The sequence below is a fragment of the Aestuariivita boseongensis genome (genome assembly GCF_001262635.1).
Lineage (GTDB): Bacteria > Pseudomonadota > Alphaproteobacteria > Rhodobacterales > Rhodobacteraceae > Aestuariivita > Aestuariivita boseongensis.
The window spans coordinates 34,894-53,642 of record NZ_JXYH01000014.1 but is presented as its reverse complement, the minus strand read 5'-3'; the positions used below and the strand labels follow the sequence as shown (position 1 = coordinate 53,642).

The following is an 18,749-nucleotide window of genomic DNA, read 5'->3' as shown; positions in this document are numbered from 1 at the left end:
CATCTCTTGGCAAAGACGAAAGGATCTTTCATGGCACTGCCCGTCCGGGAACAGGTCACATATTGGAGCGTTGCCGCGCTGATTTTTGCCCTGGCCCTTTGGTTTCTGGGCCCTGTCCTGCTGCCTTTCGTGATCGGCGGAGCGATTGCCTATTTCCTGGATCCGGTGGCCGACCGGCTGGAGCGTGCGGGCCTGTCGCGCGTCGCGGCAACGGCGGTGATCACGGTGATCAGCCTGCTGCTGTTCGTTCTGCTGACGCTGCTGGTGATCCCGTCCCTGATTTCCCAGGCGATCCAGCTGTTCAATATCGCGCCGCAATTGTTCGAGCAGTTGCAAGGCTTTGTGCGCGAGAACTTCCCCTCGATCCTGGTTGAGGGCTCGGCCCTGCACGAGACGCTGCGCACCGTGGGCGAAACGATCCGCAGCAAGGGCGGCGAGCTGTTGGAGACGGTTCTGACCTCGGCCCTGTCGGTGATCAACATTGTCGTGCTTTTGATCGTGGCGCCGGTTGTTGCGGTCTATCTGCTGCTGGACTGGGATCGCATGATTGCGCGGATCGACGATCTTCTGCCCCGCGATCACGCCCCCACCATCCGCCGCTTGGCGTCGGAAATCGATGACACGCTGGCCGCGTTCATTCGTGGCATGGGGACTGTCTGCCTGATTTTGGGGACATATTACGCCATTGCGCTGATGCTGGTGGGGCTGCAATTCGGGCTGGTCGTGGGGTTCGTGGCAGGGCTTGTCACCTTCATCCCCTATCTAGGCGCATTGATTGGTGGGGCTTTGGCGATCGGGCTGGCATTGTTCCAGTTCTGGGGCGATTGGGTGTCGCTGGGTCTGGTCGCGGGCATTTTCGTCGTGGGTCAGGTGGTCGAAGGTAATATTCTGACGCCCAAACTGGTGGGTGGTTCCGTGGGCCTGCATCCGGTCTGGCTGCTTCTGGCGCTCAGCGTCTTTGGCGCGCTTTTCGGTTTCATCGGAATGCTGGTGGCGGTGCCCGTCGCTGCGGCCCTTGGCGTCATCACGCGCTTTGCTGTGGAACAGTATAAAACCAGCCTGCTCTATCGCGGTTTCTCGGGGCGGGATTCGGAATAATGGCCGAACAACTGAGCTTTGATTTGCCCGGCAAAACGGCGCTGGGGCGGGAAGACTTTTTCGTCGCCCCCTCGAACGCGCTTGCCGTCGCTATGGTCGAAGACAGCCGCAACTGGCCGTCCCGCAAACTGGTGCTGACAGGGCCCGCGGGATCCGGGAAGACCCATCTGGCCCATGTCTGGGCGGCGCAAAGCGGGGCGCGCATTGTGACCGCTGCCGATCTGGCGGGGCAGGACATTCCCGCATTGGCCCAAACCAGTGTCGTGGTCGAGGATGTTCCCCGGATCGCCGGTGACACCACCGCTCAGGATGCGTTGTTCCATCTGCACAATCTTGTGCTGGCAAATGGCCACGCGTTGTTGATGACCGGTCAGGGAACGCCGCGCCACTGGGCGCTGTCGCTGCCGGATCTGCAAAGCCGGGTTGAAGGCACACAGGCCGCCACGCTGGAGACGCCGGACGACGCGCTTCTGGCAGCCGTTCTGGCCAAGCTGTTTGCCGACCGGCAAATCACCCCAAGGCCCGACGTGATCCCCTATGTCGTGGCGCGGATGGAGCGGTCGTTCGAGGCCGCACAGCGCCTGGTCGCTGATCTGGACCGTGCTGCCATGGCCGAGGGGCGCAGCGTGACGCGCCGCCTGGCCAGCCAACTGCTTGGCGCGGCGTGAAATTCGGCGTAGCCTGACAGGACTATTCCGTTACAGAACTGTTACCAATCTTCGCCCATAAGCGCTGCCATGACCCTTGCTGATTTTCTGAAATCCCCTTTCCCCGAAGCGACCGAGGTGCCCGATCTCGACACCAGCGGGCCGGGACGGTTTTATAACCGCGAACTCAGTTGGCTGGGCTTCAACTGGCGCGTTCTGGAAGAGGCGGAAAACCCACGCGTTCCGCTGCTGGAACGGCTGAGATTCCTGTCGATCTCGGCCACGAACCTTGATGAATTCAACACCGTCCGCGTCGCAGGCCTGCGAGAGCTGGCCCATGCCGGCAACGTCACCCCCGCCGCTGACGGCCTGACCCCGGCCGAACAGCTGGTTCTGATCAGCGAAGATGCGCGGCGGCTGATGAAATCGCAGCAACGCGTTCTGGTCGATCTGAAGACCGAGATGGAAGAACAGGGCATCTCGATCCTGCAGCCCGACGATCTGACAGAGGCCGACCACCAGCATCTGGAAGATGTCTTCCTGAACAAGGTATTCGCGGTCCTGTCGCCACTGGCAATTGACCCGGCGCATCCCTTCCCGTTCCTGCCCAATAACGGTTTTTCGCTGGCCCTGCAGCTGGAGCGTGAGAAGGACAAACGCCCCCTGCAGGCGCTGTTGCCGGTTCCTGCGCAGGTCAGCCGGTTTATCAGCCTGCCATCCGAACCCGGTGAGGACAGGTTCATCGCACTGGAAGACCTGTTGCTGATCAAGCTGGGGCACATGTTTCCCGGATACAAAGTGAAAGACCATTTTGCCTTCCGTGTATTGCGTGACAGCGATCTGGAGGTGGAGGAAGAAGCCGAAGATCTGGTCCGCGAATTCGAAGTGGCCCTGAAACGCCGCAGGCGGGGTGAAGTGGTGCGGATGACCCATTCGGCCGGCGCCCCGGAGAAGCTGAAAACGCTTGTCATGGATCAGCTGGCCGTGACCGAGGATGAACTGATCGAGATCGACGGTATGCTGGGTCTGGCTGATCTGTCAGAATTGGTGCTGGACAGCCGCCCCGACCTTCTGTGGCCCCCGTTCACCCCCCGCGTGCCAGAGCGGGTGCAGGACCATGACGGCGACATGTTCGCCGCGATCCGCCAAAAGGATATGCTGCTGCACCACCCATATGAGACCTTCGACATGGTGGTCCGCTTCCTGCAGCAGGCCGCGCGCGATCCCAATGTCGTGGCGATCAAACAGACGCTTTACCGCACATCCAAGGACAGCCCCATCGTGGGCGCGCTGTGCGAAGCGGCGGAAGACGGCAAATCCGTCACGGCGCTGGTCGAACTGAAGGCCCGCTTTGACGAGGCCGCCAACATCCGGCAATCCCGCCGCCTGGAACGCGCGGGCGCGCATGTGGTGTATGGCTTCATAGACCTGAAAACCCATGCCAAGATTTCAACCGTTGTGCGCCGCGAGGGGGACAACCTTGTCACCTATACCCATTACGGCACCGGCAATTACCACCCGATCACCGCGCGGATTTACACGGATCTGAGCTTTTTCACCTGTGACCCCGGATTGGGGCGCGATGCAACGAAGGTGTTCAACTATCTTTCGGGCTATGCCCAGCCGGACAGCCTGGAAAACCTGGCGATTTCGCCGGTGTCGCTGAAACCCCGCCTGCTTGAGATGATCGCGGCCGAGATGGATCACGCCAAGGCTGGCAAACCTGCCGAAATCTGGGCCAAGATGAACTCTCTCATCGATAGCGAAGTGATCGACGCGCTTTATGCAGCCAGCCAGGCAGGCGTGAAGATCAGCCTTGTGATCCGGGGGATCTGCGGCCTTCGCCCCGGCATCAAGGGGCTGTCGGACAATATCCGCGTGAAATCCATCATCGGACGCTTTCTGGAGCACTCCCGTATCGTCTGTTTCGGCAATGGTGCTGGCCTGCCATCGAAAAAGGCGCGGGTGTTCATCAGCTCGGCCGACTGGATGGGGCGCAACCTCAATCGCCGGGTCGAAACGCTGGTCGAGACGACAAATGCCACAGTGAAGGCACAGATTGTCAGTCAGATCATGGCTGCGAACCTGTCGGATGTGGCGCAAAGCTGGGTGATGAACCCAGATGGCAGTTTCGACAGGGCGCAAGTGAAAGAAGGCGAATTCGCCTTCAACTGCCACCGGTTCTTCATGGAAAACCCTTCCCTTTCGGGCCGTGGGTCGGCGGGGGCATCCGACGTGCCCAAACTGACGCATACGGAGGAGTAAGATTGACCCGAGCCCGCGCTTTGCCCATGGTGGCCGCACAGGCGGAAGGCAAGGCCTGGGGGATCTATGAACGACCTGTCTGACACGTCATCGCGCGATTGGGGGCCGTTTGGCAGGCCGTTGTTTGACGATCCGTCCGCGCGGGCGCTTGCTCGGGTTGGCGTGATTGACATCGGGTCGAACTCGGTCCGGATGGTGGTGTTTGACGGCGCGGCGCGCAGCCCAGCCTATTTCTATAATGAAAAAATCATGTGTGCGCTTGGCGCAGGCGTGGGCGAAACCGGGCGGTTGAACCCCGAAGGACGCGTGCGCGCGCTGGCCGCGATCCGGCGCTTTCAACTGCTGGCCGAAGGGATGAACCTGCCGCCGCTGACCGCCGTTGCCACCGCCGCCGTGCGCGACGCCGAAGACGGCCAGGATTTCCGGGACGAGGTCGAGCGTGAGACCGGCCTGCGCATCTGGGTCATCGACGGCGAGGAAGAGGCCCGTCTTTCCGCCCAGGGCGTGCTGCTGGGCTGGCCGGGATCCTTCGGTCTGGTCTGCGATATCGGCGGATCTTCGATGGAGCTTGCGGAAATCCGCGATGGCCGCGTGGGCCGGCGGGTGACGTCAAACCTTGGACCGCTCAAGCTGCAGGGGATCAAGGGCGGCAAGGCTGGCCGCAAGGCCCATATCAAAGAGGCGATGGAAACCCTTGCCGAAAAGATGGGTACCCAGCGCGACAGGCTGTTTCTGGTGGGCGGGTCCTGGCGGGCCATCGCGCGCATCGACATGGAACGCCGGGGGTATCCTTTGCATGTGCTGCACGAATATCGGATGACAGCGACATCGGTGTCAGAGACGGCGAAATACATCAACGCCTGTGACCTGGAAGAACTGCGCACGGCCTGCAGCATATCCAGCGCGCGGATGTCGCTGGTGCCCTACGCGATCGAGGTGCTGAAACGTCTGGTGCGCACCTTCAAACCCAAGGACATCGCCATCTCAAGCTATGGGATCCGCGAGGGGATGCTGTATGAACAGATGCCCCAGCGCCTGCGCGACCGTGACCCGCTGATCGAAGCCTGCCGCTTTGCCGAGGCCAAGGATGCGCGCCTGCCCGGCTTTGGCAAAACGCTGTTTCACTTTGTCCAGCCGCTGTTCAAGAATGCGCCGCCTGCGCGCATGCGGCTGATCAAGGCGGCCTGCCTTCTGCATGACGTCAGCTGGCGCGCCCATCCCGATTACCGGGCCGAAACCTGTTTCGACAACGCCACCCGCGCGAACCTGGGCGGGCTGAAACATAACGAAAGGGTGTTCCTGGGCCTTGCGCTGCTGCATCGCTATCGCAACAAGCGCGAAGGCACGCGGTTCGAAGACCTGTATGAGCTGCTGGACGACAAGGAACAGCGACAGGCCGAAGTACTGGGCAAGGCCATGCGTTTTGGCGCCATGTTCTGGATGCAGGGCGATGTGCCCATGGGACAGTTCAGATGGTTCCCACAAAAGCGCGTGCTTGAGCTGCGCATCCCCCGCGCCGCAAGCGCGCTTTATGGCGAGGTGGCCGAAGCAAGGCTGATGTCCCTTGCCGCCTCGATGGAGGCGGAAGCTCAGGTGAAATTCGTCAGTTAAAGGTCGATGGGGTCACCGCTTTTCGGCGCGTCTTCTTCACCTGGATCAGCAGGCGGGTTTTCGGCCTTCCGACGGATGATGATATCGCCATTGGGCAGGATTTCGGGCGGATGGTAGGCCGACCAATCCTCGACCTCTGACAAAAGATCGCGGAAGGCAGGGCCCATTTCGGTAAAGAACCCGCGCATCGCGGGTCCGAACTCTTGTGCGAGGCCCTGCAGGTCATCCAGACGCGGCTCGACCTCGGCCATCAGACCTTCCAGAAACATTTGCGCCCCCCGCTCCATCAGGCTGGGCGGATCCTCTGCCTCCTGCGCGGCGGCGGGAAGGGCTGCGGCAATGAACACAAGAACAAGATACCGTTTCATGACCTGAATATAGCGCATCCAAGGCGACATTTTAAGTCACAGGTCAATATCCAACGACACGGGGAAGTGGTCAGAGGCGGTCAGCAGCGCCTCTCTCAACTCGACATCGGACCAGCAGTTCGGATCGTCAAACGGATGCCAGATACACCATTCAGGCCGTTTCGCGCGCAGATCGGGAGAGATCATGATGTAATCCAGAAGCGCCTGAAGATAGCGTCGCTCGCGTTCCAGATAAAAGCGCGCGGTTGTCGGATTGGCGCCCAACCGGCGTTGCAGGGCGCGGGCCGCATGGGGATCGTAAAGAGACAGGTCCGAACCCGAACCACCCATCACAATCTCGACCGAGGATCGGCCGAAAAGATTTTCATATTCATCAAGACCGGGACCGTCATTCAGATCGCCCAGCACGATCAGGGAATTGCCCGCTTGCAAATGTTCCTCGACCCGACCGCGCAGCCAGATCGCCTGGGCCAGCTGTTTGCGCCTGTTGGCGATCGCCTCGCGCATGATTTCATCCCGGGTACGCGCACCATGCGGCGCCTTCGATTTCAGATGCGCCCCGATCACCCGCAAACCCACGCCCGTCGCGGTGGTCACCGCAAGTTCCAGCGGGGGTTTGGAAAACTCCACCAGGTCTTCGGTGGCGTCGATATCCAGATCAATCCGGAACACTTCGTCAAAGCGCGGTACGTTCGGCCCGTTCCGCGGATCGTGCACCGCGTTGATGACAGCCGGATCGTAAAGCAGCGCGATCTCTTGCTGGGTATGGTTCTGAAAGCCCATCACAGCCCGGGATGTCCGCAGAGAGAAACTTTCCGCGAAATGCTCCAGCGCCGCCACCGTCCGACGCTTGCGGCTTTGATCGGGCGCTTCGATCACCAAGATCGCATCTGCATTCACCGCAACCAGAACTTTGGCAACCGCCTCGATCTGCTCAGCGCGGCTGACCCCATGCCGGCCTGAGCGCGCGTCATCCACGATCAGCTGATTGTCATCATCAAACAGGTTCGAAAACCATTCGATGTTATACGTCGCCAGCCGCATCAGCCCGCCGCGCCGTTGATTTCTTCCCAGGCGCGGTTGATGTCGACCATCCGCTTTTGCGCAAGCTGTACCGCCTCCTCCGGAACACCGCGCGCGATCATCTGATCGGGGTGGTTGGTCTGCACCAGCTTGCGCCAGGCCTTGCGGATATCGGCCATGGGCGTGTCCGGCGTGACCCCCAGGATCGTATAGGGATCGGGCGCCGCATCAGGAACGAAACGCGCGCGCATGGCGCGATACTCAAGCTCGCTCAGCCCGAAAATCTCGGCGACATCTTCCAGAAACTTGTCTTCGCCCGGATGATAAAACCCATCCGCCATGGCGATGTGAAAAAGCCCCTCCAACAAATCCGTCAGGGTCTCGGGATCGTCGCGGAACATACGTTGGATCCGCGCAGCATAGTCGCGGTATCCCGCCACATCCTGCCGGGCCAGATTGAACACACGCGCCGCCCCGGCCTCATCTTCGCGAGCGATTTCAAAGACTTCGCGAAAGGCCGTCACCTCGTCGCGGGTGACATGCCCATCGGCCTTGGCCATCTTCGCGCCCAGCGCCACCACCGCGATGGCAAAGGCCACACTGCGTTCAGGCGGCGTGCGCAGACGATCAAAGACCTGCGCCAGGCCTTCACCCTGCGCAAGCGCCTGCAGCGCATCGGTTATTCGCGACCAGATCGACATGGCGCCACGATAACGGCGCATGTCGGGGAAGTCATTGCCGGATCAGAGAATTTTCTGCATCAAGACAAGATCAAGCAATTGGTCGAACTTGCGCCCAACCTGCGGCATACGCCCGGTTTCCACAAAACTCAGGTTTTTGTGAAAGGCGATCCCTGCGTGGTTGCTGGCGCTGACGCCCCCGACCAGAACATGCACCCCCTTCGCGCGGGCATGATCTTCCAGACGGGTCATCAGCGCGCGCCCGATCCCACGGCCGCGCGCCTGCGGCCCCAGCTGGATCGTATGTTCCTTGGTGTGGGCATATCCGGGACCTGCCCGGAACGGGCCATAGCTGGCAAAACCGATAACCTGCCCTGCCTCCTCCGCCACCAGGAATGCGCCTTCGGCCTGCGTAATGGCCTCGCGCGTACCGTCTTCGGTGCGCAGGATCGTGGTGAAGGTGATGACGGTGTCGCGGATCAGCGGATTTGCAATCGCGCAGATCGCGACTGCGTCCTCAGCGCTGGCTGCGCGGATGATCACCGCAGCACCCGCGACCCGTTGGGCGTATCGAATTCCGCCATCATCTCCGGAACGTTCCCGGCTTCGAACGCGACGCGATCATCGCGCAGGTAAGGCGCGAGACCCTTGCGCAAATCATCCGCGCGGGGATGCGCGATGACCAGCCGGGTCAACCGACATCCCGACGGCTCCAGCATGGCGGCCGGATGCAGATTCGTACCCCATTCGATGATCGCCGGGTGCAGATTGTCGAAGGGTAAAACCCCGGTCTCAGGGACCGCCATCTGCCAACGCAAATCGCCCCGCTTCAAACTGACGATATCGCCCACGCCCGGAGCCAGATCGGGCAAGATTCCCGTCAGGTCATCGGTCCGGCAGATCCAGTTGGTCAGCCGCGCGGGGCCTTCGAACCGATCCAGATCAAACCAGCGCGGGCGATCCGGCGTGGGTGCATTCGGGTTGATCGCGATGCCTTCCAGGTACAGACCGTCTTCCAGGCCCAGCAAAGTGTTATGGGTAAAGAACACATCATGTTCCCCGCCCTTTTGCAGCCGGACGCCCAGGGCATCTTCAACAGCCTCGGTCGCCTCTGCCAGCGTGCTCCCGGCAACAGCGATATGATCCAGTTCCAGACGCATCGTGCACTCCCGCTTCTTTCTGGCGCAAATACCCCGGGGGGCCGAAGGCGGGGGCAGAGCCCCCTCTACCGCCGGTCAGCCGCGCGCCGACCCGATCAGGCGCAAAATGTCCTTCGCCGCCTCGGGGATATTTGTCCCCGGCCCGAAGATCGCCTTCACACCGTTTTCATACAGGAACTCGTAGTCCTGCTGCGGAATAACGCCGCCACAGATGACGATGATATCCTCGGCACCGGCCTCTTTCAGCGCCTTCACCAGCTGAGGGGCCAGCGTCTTGTGACCCGCCGCCTGGGACGAGATGCCGACAACATGCACGTCGTTGTCGACCGCGTCCTGTGCCGCCTCTTCCGGGGTCTGGAACAGCGGGCCCACATCCACGTCAAAGCCGATATCGGCGAAGGCTGTGGCGATCACCTTTGCCCCCCGATCGTGGCCGTCCTGACCCATTTTCACCACCAGCATGCGCGGGCGACGCCCTTCAGCTTCGGCAAAGGCTTCGACATCCTTCTGGATGGCGGCGAACCCTTCGTCCCCCTCATAGGCTTTGCCGTAGACACCTGCGAGCGTCTTCACCTCGGCCCGGTGCCGTCCGAATACCTTTTCCATCGCCATGCTGATCTCTCCCACCGAGGCCCGTGCGCGGGCCGCTTCCACCGCAGCGTCCAAAAGATTGCCGCCTTCGCCCGCGCGGCGGGTCAGTTCATCCAAAGCCGCCTGACAGGCTGTCTCATCCCGTTCCGCACGAATCCGTTCCAGACGGGCGATCTGGCTGTCGCGCACCTGCTGGTTGTCGATCTCCAGAATGTCGATCGGGTCTTCCTTGTCCTTGCGGTATTTGTTGACGCCGACGATGACCTCATCGCCCCGGTCGATCATGGCCTGCCGGGTTGCGGCGGTTTCCTCGATCCGCAGCTTGGGCATGCCCGAGGCGACGGCCTTGGTCATGCCGCCCATCTCCTCAACCTCTTCGATCAGCTTCCAGGCTTCTTCGGCCAGCTGCGCGGTCAGGCTTTCCACATAGTAGGAGCCCGCCAGAGGATCGACCACATTGGTCACACCGGTTTCTTCCTGCAGGATAAGCTGCGTGTTCCGCGCGATGCGGGCGCTGAAATCCGTGGGCAGGGCAATTGCCTCGTCCAAAGCATTGGTGTGGAGCGATTGCGTGCCCCCCAGAACCGCTGACATCGCCTCGTAAGCGGTGCGGATCACGTTGTTATAGGGGTCTTGTTCCTGCAAACTGACGCCCGAGGTCTGGCAATGTGTGCGCAGCATCATGGATTTGGGGTTCTTGGGCTCGAACTCCGACATGATGCGGTGCCAGAGCAGCCGCGCAGCGCGCAGTTTGGCCGCCTCCATGAAGAAATTCATGCCGATGGCGAAGAAGAACGACAACCGGCCCGCGAATTTGTCGACATCCATGCCCCGTTCGATCGCGGCGCGCACATATTCGCGGCCATCCGCCAGGGTATAGGCCAGCTCCTGCACCAGGTTCGCGCCCGCCTCCTGCATGTGATAGCCCGAGATCGAGATCGAATTGAATTTCGGCATGTGGTCCGAGGTGTATTCGATGATATCCGCCACGATGCGCATCGAGTGTTCGGGCGGATAGATATAGGTGTTGCGCACCATGAATTCCTTCAGAATGTCATTCTGAATGGTGCCCGCCAGCAGGGATTTGTCATGCCCCTGCTCTTCCCCGGTGACGATGAAACTGGCCAGAACCGGGATCACCGCGCCGTTCATCGTCATCGATACGCTGACCTTGTCCAGCGGGATGCCGTCAAAGAGGATCTTCATATCCTCGACGCTGTCGATGGCCACACCAGCCTTGCCGACATCGCCGGTCACACGGTCGTGGTCACTGTCATAGCCGCGGTGGGTGGCCAGGTCGAAGGCCACTGACACTCCCTGCTGCCCCGCCGCCAGGTTGCGGCGATAGAAGGCGTTCGACTCCTCTGCCGTGGAAAACCCCGCATATTGTCGGATCGTCCAGGGACGGCCCGCATACATCGTGGCCTTCACACCGCGCGTAAAAGGCGCCTCACCCGGGATACTGCCCAGATGGCCCAGGCCCGACAGGTCCTCTTCGGTGTAAAGCGGTTTGACCTCGATCCCTTCGAGGGTGTTCCAGTTCAGATCCTCAACCGGCTTTCCGCGCAGCTCTTTCTCAGCCAGCGCGCGCCACTTTTGCGTGTCGCCCATGGTGTCTTCCTCTTGTCTTGTCAGGTGATGGCAGATGTTTCTCTGCCTTGTTATGCGCCGGATCCTCCGCCAGAACCGCGAGGCCGTCGGCCCCGCTTTCCAGCCACATCAGATCATCGGCATATGTTTCGCGCAGCATGGCGCGTTGTTCGTCGTCAAAGGGCATCCAGCGGCCTTCGCCCTCTGGCAAGCTGCCTTCGGATGGAGACATGACCCGGCGCAGCTGTTCAAGCGGCAGAGTGGTGTTGCGCTTGTCCTGTGCCGCGTGGCCGGGTGCAGGCCGGCCGATCAGATGAGCCAGCTGAGCATCGGGTCGCCCCGCAAATCTTTCAAAAGGCAGAACATGCACCCGCGCACCGCCGGCTGCGCAAGACACATCTGTAACCACATCGCGCCAAGATCGCGGCGTGTGGGCCACGCGGCGTAACAGGCCTGGATGCGGCGTGCCCCGGCCATGTTCCGCAAAAAGACCAAAGACCGAAGCCCAGTAATATTCCGGGCTGCGAATGTTCAGAACGATATCCGTCAGATGGCCCTGAAACGCCTCGGCGAACCTCGCAATGCGCTCGCCCACGCCACCGTAAAGCTCCCCAACCCGCAGATTGGCCCGCATTGTGCCCATCATGTTTTCATCGCTGACGATCAGCTGCTTGACCCCCAGATCGACCGATTTCGCGCAACGCAGTTGCACGCGGCCAAGAGCGCGTTGCCGTGTCTTTGGCGTCAGAGGGGCCTCGGGCCCGGGCAGGATCCCATGGAACAATCCCGATCGCGTGCGGATCGGCCCCCAAAAGCCAACCCCCATCGGATCAAGCCGTGACGCATTGCTGCGCATATAATGCTGAAAGCTGGTGGTCGCACAGCGATGCGCGCCGATATGCAGGATCACGTCCATGACACGTCGTACCTTTTGCAGGATCGCCGACCCAGTGGGCGGTGACAGGGGAATGGACGCGATCATTGACAGGGACTCCTGACAAAGCGATTAACTTTCAAAAGACCGTGTGCAAGACGATCAGGGGTGGTCGCATTTGCGAAATTCAGGCCTATATGTGGGTCATCAGGAGGCCCCATGAAAAACATACTAGCCGTTGTTTTGGCTGTTTTATTTCCGCTTTCCGCCATGGCGACGGATGCATCCTCTCCGCAGGAGTTCGACATGATCCGCAGCGCGGAGGACGTGGATTTAAGTGAATTTTTATGGATAAAACGGCCGGTGATCGTGTTTGCCGACACGCCGGCAGATCCGCGATATGCCGAACAGATCGAATATCTGACCGAACGGCTGGATGATCTGCGCGTGCGCGATGTGGTGGTTCTGACAGACACCGACCCGTCGCAGAACTCGGCTCTGCGGCAGAAACTGCGCCCGCGCGGCTTCATGCTGGTGCTGATCGGCAAGGATGGCACGGTGTATCTGCGCAAACCCTTCCCCTGGAGCGTCCGGGAGCTGAGCCGGTCCATCGACAAGATGCCGATGCGCCAACGCGAGATCCGCGAACGGCGCGGCGACGGCTGAGCGCCATCCCCCCGGAAACTTTGAAAGTTTCCGGCCCGTTTTCTGTTCCAGAAAACGCTGTCCGGGGATCGGCGCACAGCCATTGGCTTATTCGAACTCCATGATCACGTCGTCCACGGCCAAGCTGTCGCCCGCGCCCGCGTTGATCTTTGACACGATGCCCTTGCGTTCGGCGCGCAGGATGTTCTCCATTTTCATGGCTTCCACCGTGCACAACGCCTGACCTTCCTGCACCTCGTCGCCGACCTCTACATCGACTTTCACGATCAGACCCGGCATCGGGCACAGCAGCATCTTGGAGGTGTCGGGCGGCAGCTTCTCTGGCATCTTTTCGGCCAGTTCCGCCTGACGCGGAGTGCGCACATGCACCTTCAGGTCAGCGCCGCGTGTCCGGATGCGGAAGCCGCCCGAAATCTTGCCAACCTTCAGAACAAGGTTCGTGCCATCGGCGTTGATATGCGCCAATGTCTGACCCGGTACCCAGGTGCTGTCGACGCGCACTTTCGTGCCGTCGGCAAAGGTCACGGTCGATCCGTCGTGATCGGCGGCAATGGTCACGTCAAAGCGCTGGCCTTGCGCTGTCACGACCCAATCAGAGCCCACCTTGCGTTCGTGATTGTCCATGCGGCCCGACACGCGGGTGCGCCGGATCTCGGCCACGCGGTGCATCGCCGCGCAAGAGGCCGCAACGCGGCGCAGATCATCGTCCGACAATGAGACCCCTTCAAAGCCATCGGGATATTCCTCGGCAATAAAGGCCGTCGTCATATCGCCCGAGACGAATTTCGGGTGATCCATCACAGCCGCCACGAATGGCAGGTTGTGGCCGATCCCTTCAACCTCGAAGCTGTCCAGCGCCACGCGCATCGCCTCAATCGCCGTGCCGCGATCAGGGCCCCAGGTGCACAGCTTGGCAATCATCGGGTCGTAATACATGCTGATCTCGCCGCCCTCATAGACGCCGGTATCGTTGCGCACGCCGGTTTCGCCCGTGGGCGCATCGCCGTGCCAGGTACCCGCCTCAAGCATTGGGCCTGATGCCACCTCCATCGGCGGACGATAACGCGTCAGACGACCGATCGAGGGCAGGAAGTTGCGATAGGGGTCTTCCGCGTAGAGCCGGTTCTCGATCGCCCATCCGTTGATCTTCAGATCGCTTTGCTGGATCGACAGCTTCTCGCCTGCCGCCACGCGGATCATCTGTTCGACCAGATCGACGCCGGTGATCAGCTCGGTCACCGGGTGTTCCACCTGCAGACGGGTGTTCATCTCCAGGAAATAGAAGTTCTTGTCGCCATCTACGATGAACTCCACCGTCCCTGCGCTGGCATATCCAACCGCATGGGCCAGCGCGAGGGACTGCTCGCCCATCGCTTTGCGCGTGGCTTCGTCAAGAAACGGGCTGGGAGCCTCTTCAACCACCTTCTGGTTGCGGCGCTGGATAGAACATTCACGCTCGTGCAGATAAACGCCATTGCCATGCTTGTCGCAGAGCACCTGGATTTCGATATGGCGGGGTTGGGTGACGAATTTCTCGATGAAAATCCGGTCATCGCCAAAGCTGTTCGCGGCCTCGTTCTTGGAGGACTGGAAGCCTTCGCGGGCTTCTTCGTCATTCCACGCGATCCGCATGCCCTTGCCGCCACCACCAGCGCTGGCCTTGATCATCACCGGATAGCCGATCTCGTGCGAGATCTTGACCGCCTCGTCCGCGTCTTCGATCAGCCCCATATATCCGGGCACGGTGCTGACACCGGCCTGCTGCGCAATCTTTTTGGAGGTGATCTTGTCACCCATCGATTCAATCGCGCCTTTGGGCGGACCGATGAAGGCGACACCAGCGGCATCCAACGCCTCGGCGAACTTGGCGTTTTCCGACAGGAAGCCATAACCGGGGTGAACTGCTTCGGCGCCGCTTTGCTTGATGGCGTCCATGACCTTGTCGATCACGATATAGGACTGGTTCGCAGGCGGTGGCCCGATATGGATGGCTTCGTCGGCCATCTGAACGTGCAGCGCTTGCTTGTCGGCATCGGAATAGATGGCAACCGTCTGAATACCCATCTTGCGGGCGGTCTTGATAACGCGGCAGGCAATCTCGCCCCGATTTGCGATCAGGATCTTTTTGAACATGGAACGTCCTTTGTCTTTGGAAGGGTGCCACGCGAAAAGCCGCGCACAAGGTTGACCTCGCGCACGGTGCGTGATGTTTGAATTCTGTTATGTTCGGGACGTGTCCCGGCGGCCGTCAGCGGCCGCGTGTCAGCATTTGCTGGGGTTCTGCTGGCAATACAGGATGTTGCCTGCCGCACCCACAGCGGCGCCCGCCACCAGGTTCCCATTGACCACGGCTGCTGTGCCTGCGCCGACAGCGCCCCCGATGAGCGCTTGTTCGCCCGCCGTGTCGCCACATGCCGCAAGTCCACCCATGACCGCCAACGCAAACCAAATCTTTGGAGCTCGCATTTTACCCTACCTTTTTTCGTTACAGTGCCTGTAAAAACCACGTTGGTCCGGGAAAGGTTCCGACGCAAGTCAAATGCTTGATCCGCGCAGGATTTGGCAAATCTGCGCGCATGTGCCGCCCACGACGCATCAAACAAAAAAGAGGCGGGCAGGAATGTGGCCAAGCCACGCGCCTGCCCGCCCAGGGAAGGGGTACGGAATAGGTGTTTCGCAGACGCAACCGGGATGGCAGTTTCGCCTACAGGTAGAAGACTGTACTGTGACTCGCTTTCTGCCAAGCGCGCTGCCGAGGTTTGCACTTTTTGAGCCAAATCGCGCCCATCTGAGACTGAGCTTTGCAAAAAACCGCCGATGATCATTGGATCACCTCCGGGAAAGACACACGCGCCGCAGCCACATCAATAACCAGCAGCGCCTCGTAACTGGCGGGGTCAAACGGATCTTCAGCGGGAACAACTTCGCGCCCGAAAAGCCAGCTCAGCCGCCCCGCATCCAGATTGCCGCGCTCAAAGGGCTGATCGCCGAAATGCTCCCACAAGGCGGCCAGAAACCCGGCATCTGCGCGCCTGTCAGCGGCCTTGCGGTCGGCAAATCGTTCGCGACGCGTCAATGGCGTCACACCGCGAGGGTTCGCGCGACGGATGACAAATTGATAATCAGTACCCGGCAAACGGCCCGGGAACCCGCGATGCTTCAGCATGGCTGCCCCCCTGACAAAAGGACAGCGCGGGGTGCCAGCGGGGCAGGCCCATTGGCCCACCCCGTGACAGTGTTACTTGAGTTTGCCGGTATATGTCGGCTCGACCGAAATGGGCTCGGGCTCGACCACGACAAATGTCTCTTCCTGCGGCTGTGCGCAGGCTGCAAGGCCGGCCAAGAGGCCCGCCATCGCGAGAAGCTTGATGCTCGTCGACATCCATGTCTCCTGTCTTTTCTTATGGATCCTTCAAGGCTCTGCGTCCTTGTGGAAACCCACCTCAAACACCGACGGGCGAATGCCCATCGCACTGAAATCATAGCGGAAAGACAGGCCGAAAGATATCCACAGCCACGCGACGGACCAGCCTGTGACTCCAAAGCCTCAAATCGCATGGCGCTTAAGCTTTGATCCGCAAGATATTGTGGCTGCATCAGAATTCCTCCCAAATGCAGGCGCCGTCTTGCAGGCTGAAAAGCTCGAAAAACTGGGTTGCGTCGGGGTCGGGCTGGCCAAAGGGCACCTCGCGATCGGAAAACGACATCACGATCCGCGCGGGCGCAATTGCGTTATCCACAAGGTAAGGTGCTGCCAGATCATCGCACAAAACCTGCATGTCCGCGATGGCGGTATCGGGCGCAATCGCATCCGGACCGGGCGTGATCTGCGGCGCCAGAAATCGGAAGCGCACCCACAGCTCGCCCGGGTTTTCGTCTAACAGGATCTCGGACAGGGTCACGGTCTGGCCCGAAGGCGCGATGATGGCCTCGGTGGCGAAAGCGGGGCTGATGGACAGGATCAAACCCAGGACGCAGCCCCGACCCCGCATGCGGGCTCCTCCTGCCGGGGCTGCTGATCGCGTGCACGCAGCACGCGTGTTGGGTTGACCGAACGTCATCATGGGGCCGATTCGTCCCGTGTGTCAAATTCCGCAGGGCTGATGATTTCGATCAGCTCCATATCGTCGGAATGGCGGACCTCGCGATGTTTGATGCCGGGGGGTTGCAGCACGCAGGAACCTTCGCGCAAAAGATGCTCCCCCTGCCCCTCATATTCGAAAACGACCCATCCTTTGGTGACATAGACCATCTGGAAATCCAGATCATGCGAATGCCACGCGCCGGGGCTCTCCATGCCCGGCACTGCGCGGATGACATGCGCGCCGAACTTGCCCTGCGTCGCGTCCTTGATACCCAGATCACGGTACTCAAAGAACGCACGCAGCCCTTCGCCCACGAATTTGCCGTCATCGGCATGGGCGATGGTGAAGGCCTGGTTTTTCCAAAGCTGGGTCATGGTGATCTCCGTAGGCCGGGCTTCAGCCCGGCTTTGCGGCAGGTGCCGGGCTGAAGCCCGGCCTACAGCGGAATATTATCGTGCTTCTTCCACGGCATAGGCTTCTTCTTGCCCCGGAGCGAGGCAAAGGCCCGCGCCACGCGTTTGCGTGTCGATCGCGGCTGAATTACCTCGTCAATGAACCCGCGTTCGGCCGCCACAAACGGGTTGGCAAAGCGCGCTTCATATTCCGCCGCGTGCGCGGCGATCTTTTCGGGATCGCCCAGATCGGCGCGATGAATGATCTCGGTGGCCCCTTTGGCCCCCATCACCGCCACCTCCGAGGTGGGCCAGGCATAGTTGATATCGCCGCGCAGGTGCTTGGAGCTCATCACCACATAGGCCCCGCCATAAGCCTTGCGGGTAATCACCGTGACCTTAGGCACCGTGGCCTCCCCATAGGCAAAGAGAAGTTTCGCACCGTGTTTGATCACGCCGTTATATTCCTGCGTGGTTCCGGGCAGGAAGCCGGGCACATCGACCAGCGTCAGCAGCGGGATTTCGAAGCAATCGCAGAAGCGCACGAAGCGCGCGGCTTTGCGGGCTGAGTCGATGTCCAGCACGCCAGCCAGAACCATCGGCTGGTTCGCCACAACACCCACGGTCTGCCCTTCCAGACGGATGAACCCGGTGATGATGTTTTTCGCGAACTCCTCCTGGATCTCGTAGAAATCCGCCTCATCGGCCAGCTTCAGGATCAGCTCTTTCATGTCGTAGGGCTGGTTGGGGTTTTCGGGGATCAGCGTGTCCAGCGAGGCCTCGATCCGCGCAGGATCGTCAAAGAAGGGGCGCACAGGCGGTTTCGACTGGTTGTTGAGCGGTAGGAAATCCACCAGACGGCGCACTTCGGCCAGGGCCTCCACATCGTTTTCAAACGCCGCATCCGCGACCGAGGATTTCCTGGTGTGGGTCGACGCGCCGCCCAGTTCTTCGGCGGTCACCACCTCATTGGTCACCGTCTTCACAACATCCGGGCCGGTGACGAACATGTAGGAACTGTCTTTGACCATGAAGATGAAGTCGGTCATCGCGGGCGAATAGACCGCACCGCCTGCGCAGGGCCCCATGATCACGCTGATTTGCGGCACCACGCCCGAGGCTTCGATGTTGCGCTGGAAGACCTCACCATAGCCGGCCAGCGAATCCACGCCTTCCTGAATGCGCGCACCACCCGAGTCGTTGATGCCGATCACCGGCGCGCCGTTCTGCATCGCCATATCCATAATCTTGCAGATCTTCATCGCATGGGTGGCCGACACCGACCCGCCCAGAACCGTGAAGTCCTGCGAAAAGACATAGACCTGACGGCCGTTGATCGTGCCCCAGCCGGTGACCACGCCATCGCCCGCAGGCTTTTGTTTTTCCATGCCGAAATCGGTGCAGCGGTGGGTGACGAACATGTCGAATTCTTCGAAGCTGTCCTCGTCCAGCAGAAGGTCGATCCGTTCGCGCGCGGTCAGCTTGCCGCGCCCGTGCTGCGCGTCGATACGCTTTTGACCACCGCCCAGCCGCGCGGTCTCGCGGCGGTTTTCCAACTCGGTCAGGATGTCTTTCATGATATCTGTCCCCAAAATCCGTTTGGCTGGTTATAGCCAAGCAACTGTGGTCCCCAAAGCGGAATTCGGCAAATTTGCATATTTTCTGCATCGCGATGAATGCGAATTGCAAATCATGCTAA

At 60.8% G+C, this 18,749-nt stretch carries 19 protein-coding genes; 5 read left to right on the top strand and 14 right to left on the bottom strand.

Translation table 11 applies throughout. The features are described 5' to 3' along the window. Positions 1 to 30 precede the first annotated feature (30 nt). From TR61_RS07850 to TR61_RS07835, 4 genes are all read left to right on the top strand, one after another. Positions 31 to 1,098: an AI-2E family transporter gene (locus tag TR61_RS07850; protein WP_050929369.1), complete on the top strand. Its 1,068-nt coding sequence runs from the start codon at positions 31 to 33 to the stop codon at positions 1,096 to 1,098. Next, positions 1,098 to 1,766 carry a P-loop NTPase family protein gene (locus TR61_RS07845; RefSeq protein WP_050929368.1) on the top strand — a complete coding sequence of 223 codons (669 nt, stop codon included), beginning with the start codon at positions 1,098 to 1,100 and terminating at the stop codon, positions 1,764 to 1,766. The genes TR61_RS07850 and TR61_RS07845 overlap by 1 nt, the downstream gene beginning before the upstream one ends. Positions 1,767 to 1,835: 69 nt before the next feature. Then, complete coding sequence (locus TR61_RS07840) at positions 1,836 to 4,010, top strand: RNA degradosome polyphosphate kinase (RefSeq protein WP_050929367.1); 2,175 nt, start codon at positions 1,836 to 1,838, stop codon at positions 4,008 to 4,010. A gap of 66 nt (positions 4,011 to 4,076) precedes the next feature. Then, complete coding sequence (locus tag TR61_RS07835) at positions 4,077 to 5,621, top strand: Ppx/GppA family phosphatase (RefSeq protein ID WP_050929366.1); 1,545 nt, start codon at positions 4,077 to 4,079, stop codon at positions 5,619 to 5,621. On the opposite strand, the gene TR61_RS07830 is transcribed toward TR61_RS07835, so the two are convergent. From TR61_RS07830 to TR61_RS07800, 7 genes are all read right to left on the bottom strand, one after another. Beyond that, a complete protein-coding gene (locus TR61_RS07830) occupies positions 5,618 to 5,989 on the bottom strand; it encodes a hypothetical protein (protein WP_050929395.1) in 372 nt (123 codons plus the stop codon). The genes TR61_RS07835 and TR61_RS07830 overlap by 4 nt on opposite strands. 36 nt (positions 5,990 to 6,025) lie before the next feature. After that, complete coding sequence (locus TR61_RS07825; RefSeq protein ID WP_050929365.1) at positions 6,026 to 7,033, bottom strand: endonuclease/exonuclease/phosphatase family protein; 1,008 nt, start codon at positions 7,031 to 7,033, stop codon at positions 6,026 to 6,028. After that, the gene (locus TR61_RS07820) at positions 7,033 to 7,713 is read right to left on the bottom strand and encodes a molecular chaperone DjiA (protein ID WP_050929394.1); all 681 of its coding nucleotides are present in this window, start codon (positions 7,711 to 7,713) and stop codon (positions 7,033 to 7,035) included. The genes TR61_RS07825 and TR61_RS07820 overlap by 1 nt, the downstream gene beginning before the upstream one ends. Before the next feature lie 42 nt (positions 7,714 to 7,755). Beyond that, entirely contained in the window at positions 7,756 to 8,235 is a 480-nt protein-coding gene (locus TR61_RS07815; protein WP_050929364.1) for a GNAT family N-acetyltransferase, read from the bottom strand. After that, positions 8,232 to 8,852: a VOC family protein gene (locus tag TR61_RS07810; protein WP_050929363.1), complete on the bottom strand. Its 621-nt coding sequence runs from the start codon at positions 8,850 to 8,852 to the stop codon at positions 8,232 to 8,234. The genes TR61_RS07815 and TR61_RS07810 overlap by 4 nt, the downstream gene beginning before the upstream one ends. 75 nt (positions 8,853 to 8,927) lie before the next feature. After that, positions 8,928 to 11,054, bottom strand: coding sequence for a methylmalonyl-CoA mutase (scpA, locus tag TR61_RS07805; protein ID WP_050929362.1), 2,127 nt, complete (start codon positions 11,052 to 11,054; stop codon positions 8,928 to 8,930). Beyond that, positions 11,020 to 12,015, bottom strand: coding sequence for a hypothetical protein (locus TR61_RS07800; RefSeq protein WP_245626843.1), 996 nt, complete (start codon positions 12,013 to 12,015; stop codon positions 11,020 to 11,022). The genes scpA and TR61_RS07800 overlap by 35 nt, the downstream gene beginning before the upstream one ends. Before the next feature lie 111 nt (positions 12,016 to 12,126). On the opposite strand from TR61_RS07800, the gene TR61_RS07795 reads away from it, so the two are divergent. Next, a complete protein-coding gene (locus TR61_RS07795) occupies positions 12,127 to 12,573 on the top strand; it encodes a DUF4174 domain-containing protein (protein WP_050929360.1) in 447 nt (148 codons plus the stop codon). Positions 12,574 to 12,660: 87 nt separating this feature from the next. On the opposite strand, the gene TR61_RS07790 is transcribed toward TR61_RS07795, so the two are convergent. From TR61_RS07790 to TR61_RS07765, 7 genes are all read right to left on the bottom strand, one after another. Further along, entirely contained in the window at positions 12,661 to 14,706 is a 2,046-nt protein-coding gene (locus TR61_RS07790) for an acetyl-CoA carboxylase biotin carboxylase subunit (RefSeq protein ID WP_050929359.1), read from the bottom strand. Positions 14,707 to 14,835: 129 nt separating this feature from the next. Further along, positions 14,836 to 15,039, bottom strand: coding sequence for a hypothetical protein (locus TR61_RS07785; protein ID WP_050929358.1), 204 nt, complete (start codon positions 15,037 to 15,039; stop codon positions 14,836 to 14,838). Between the two features lie 355 nt (positions 15,040 to 15,394). Further along, positions 15,395 to 15,739, bottom strand: coding sequence for a hypothetical protein (locus TR61_RS07780; protein WP_050929357.1), 345 nt, complete (start codon positions 15,737 to 15,739; stop codon positions 15,395 to 15,397). Between the two features lie 72 nt (positions 15,740 to 15,811). Continuing rightward, on the bottom strand, positions 15,812 to 15,955 hold the full coding sequence (locus TR61_RS20130) for a hypothetical protein (protein WP_172676950.1): 144 nt from the start codon (positions 15,953 to 15,955) through the stop codon (positions 15,812 to 15,814). Between the two features lie 214 nt (positions 15,956 to 16,169). Continuing rightward, the gene (locus TR61_RS07775) at positions 16,170 to 16,565 is read right to left on the bottom strand and encodes a DUF6497 family protein (RefSeq protein ID WP_245626841.1); all 396 of its coding nucleotides are present in this window, start codon (positions 16,563 to 16,565) and stop codon (positions 16,170 to 16,172) included. A gap of 68 nt (positions 16,566 to 16,633) precedes the next feature. Then, positions 16,634 to 17,032, bottom strand: coding sequence for a cupin domain-containing protein (locus TR61_RS07770; protein ID WP_050929356.1), 399 nt, complete (start codon positions 17,030 to 17,032; stop codon positions 16,634 to 16,636). A gap of 62 nt (positions 17,033 to 17,094) precedes the next feature. Then, positions 17,095 to 18,627 carry an acyl-CoA carboxylase subunit beta gene (locus tag TR61_RS07765; RefSeq protein ID WP_050929355.1) on the bottom strand — a complete coding sequence of 511 codons (1,533 nt, stop codon included), beginning with the start codon at positions 18,625 to 18,627 and terminating at the stop codon, positions 17,095 to 17,097. Positions 18,628 to 18,749 lie beyond the last annotated feature (122 nt).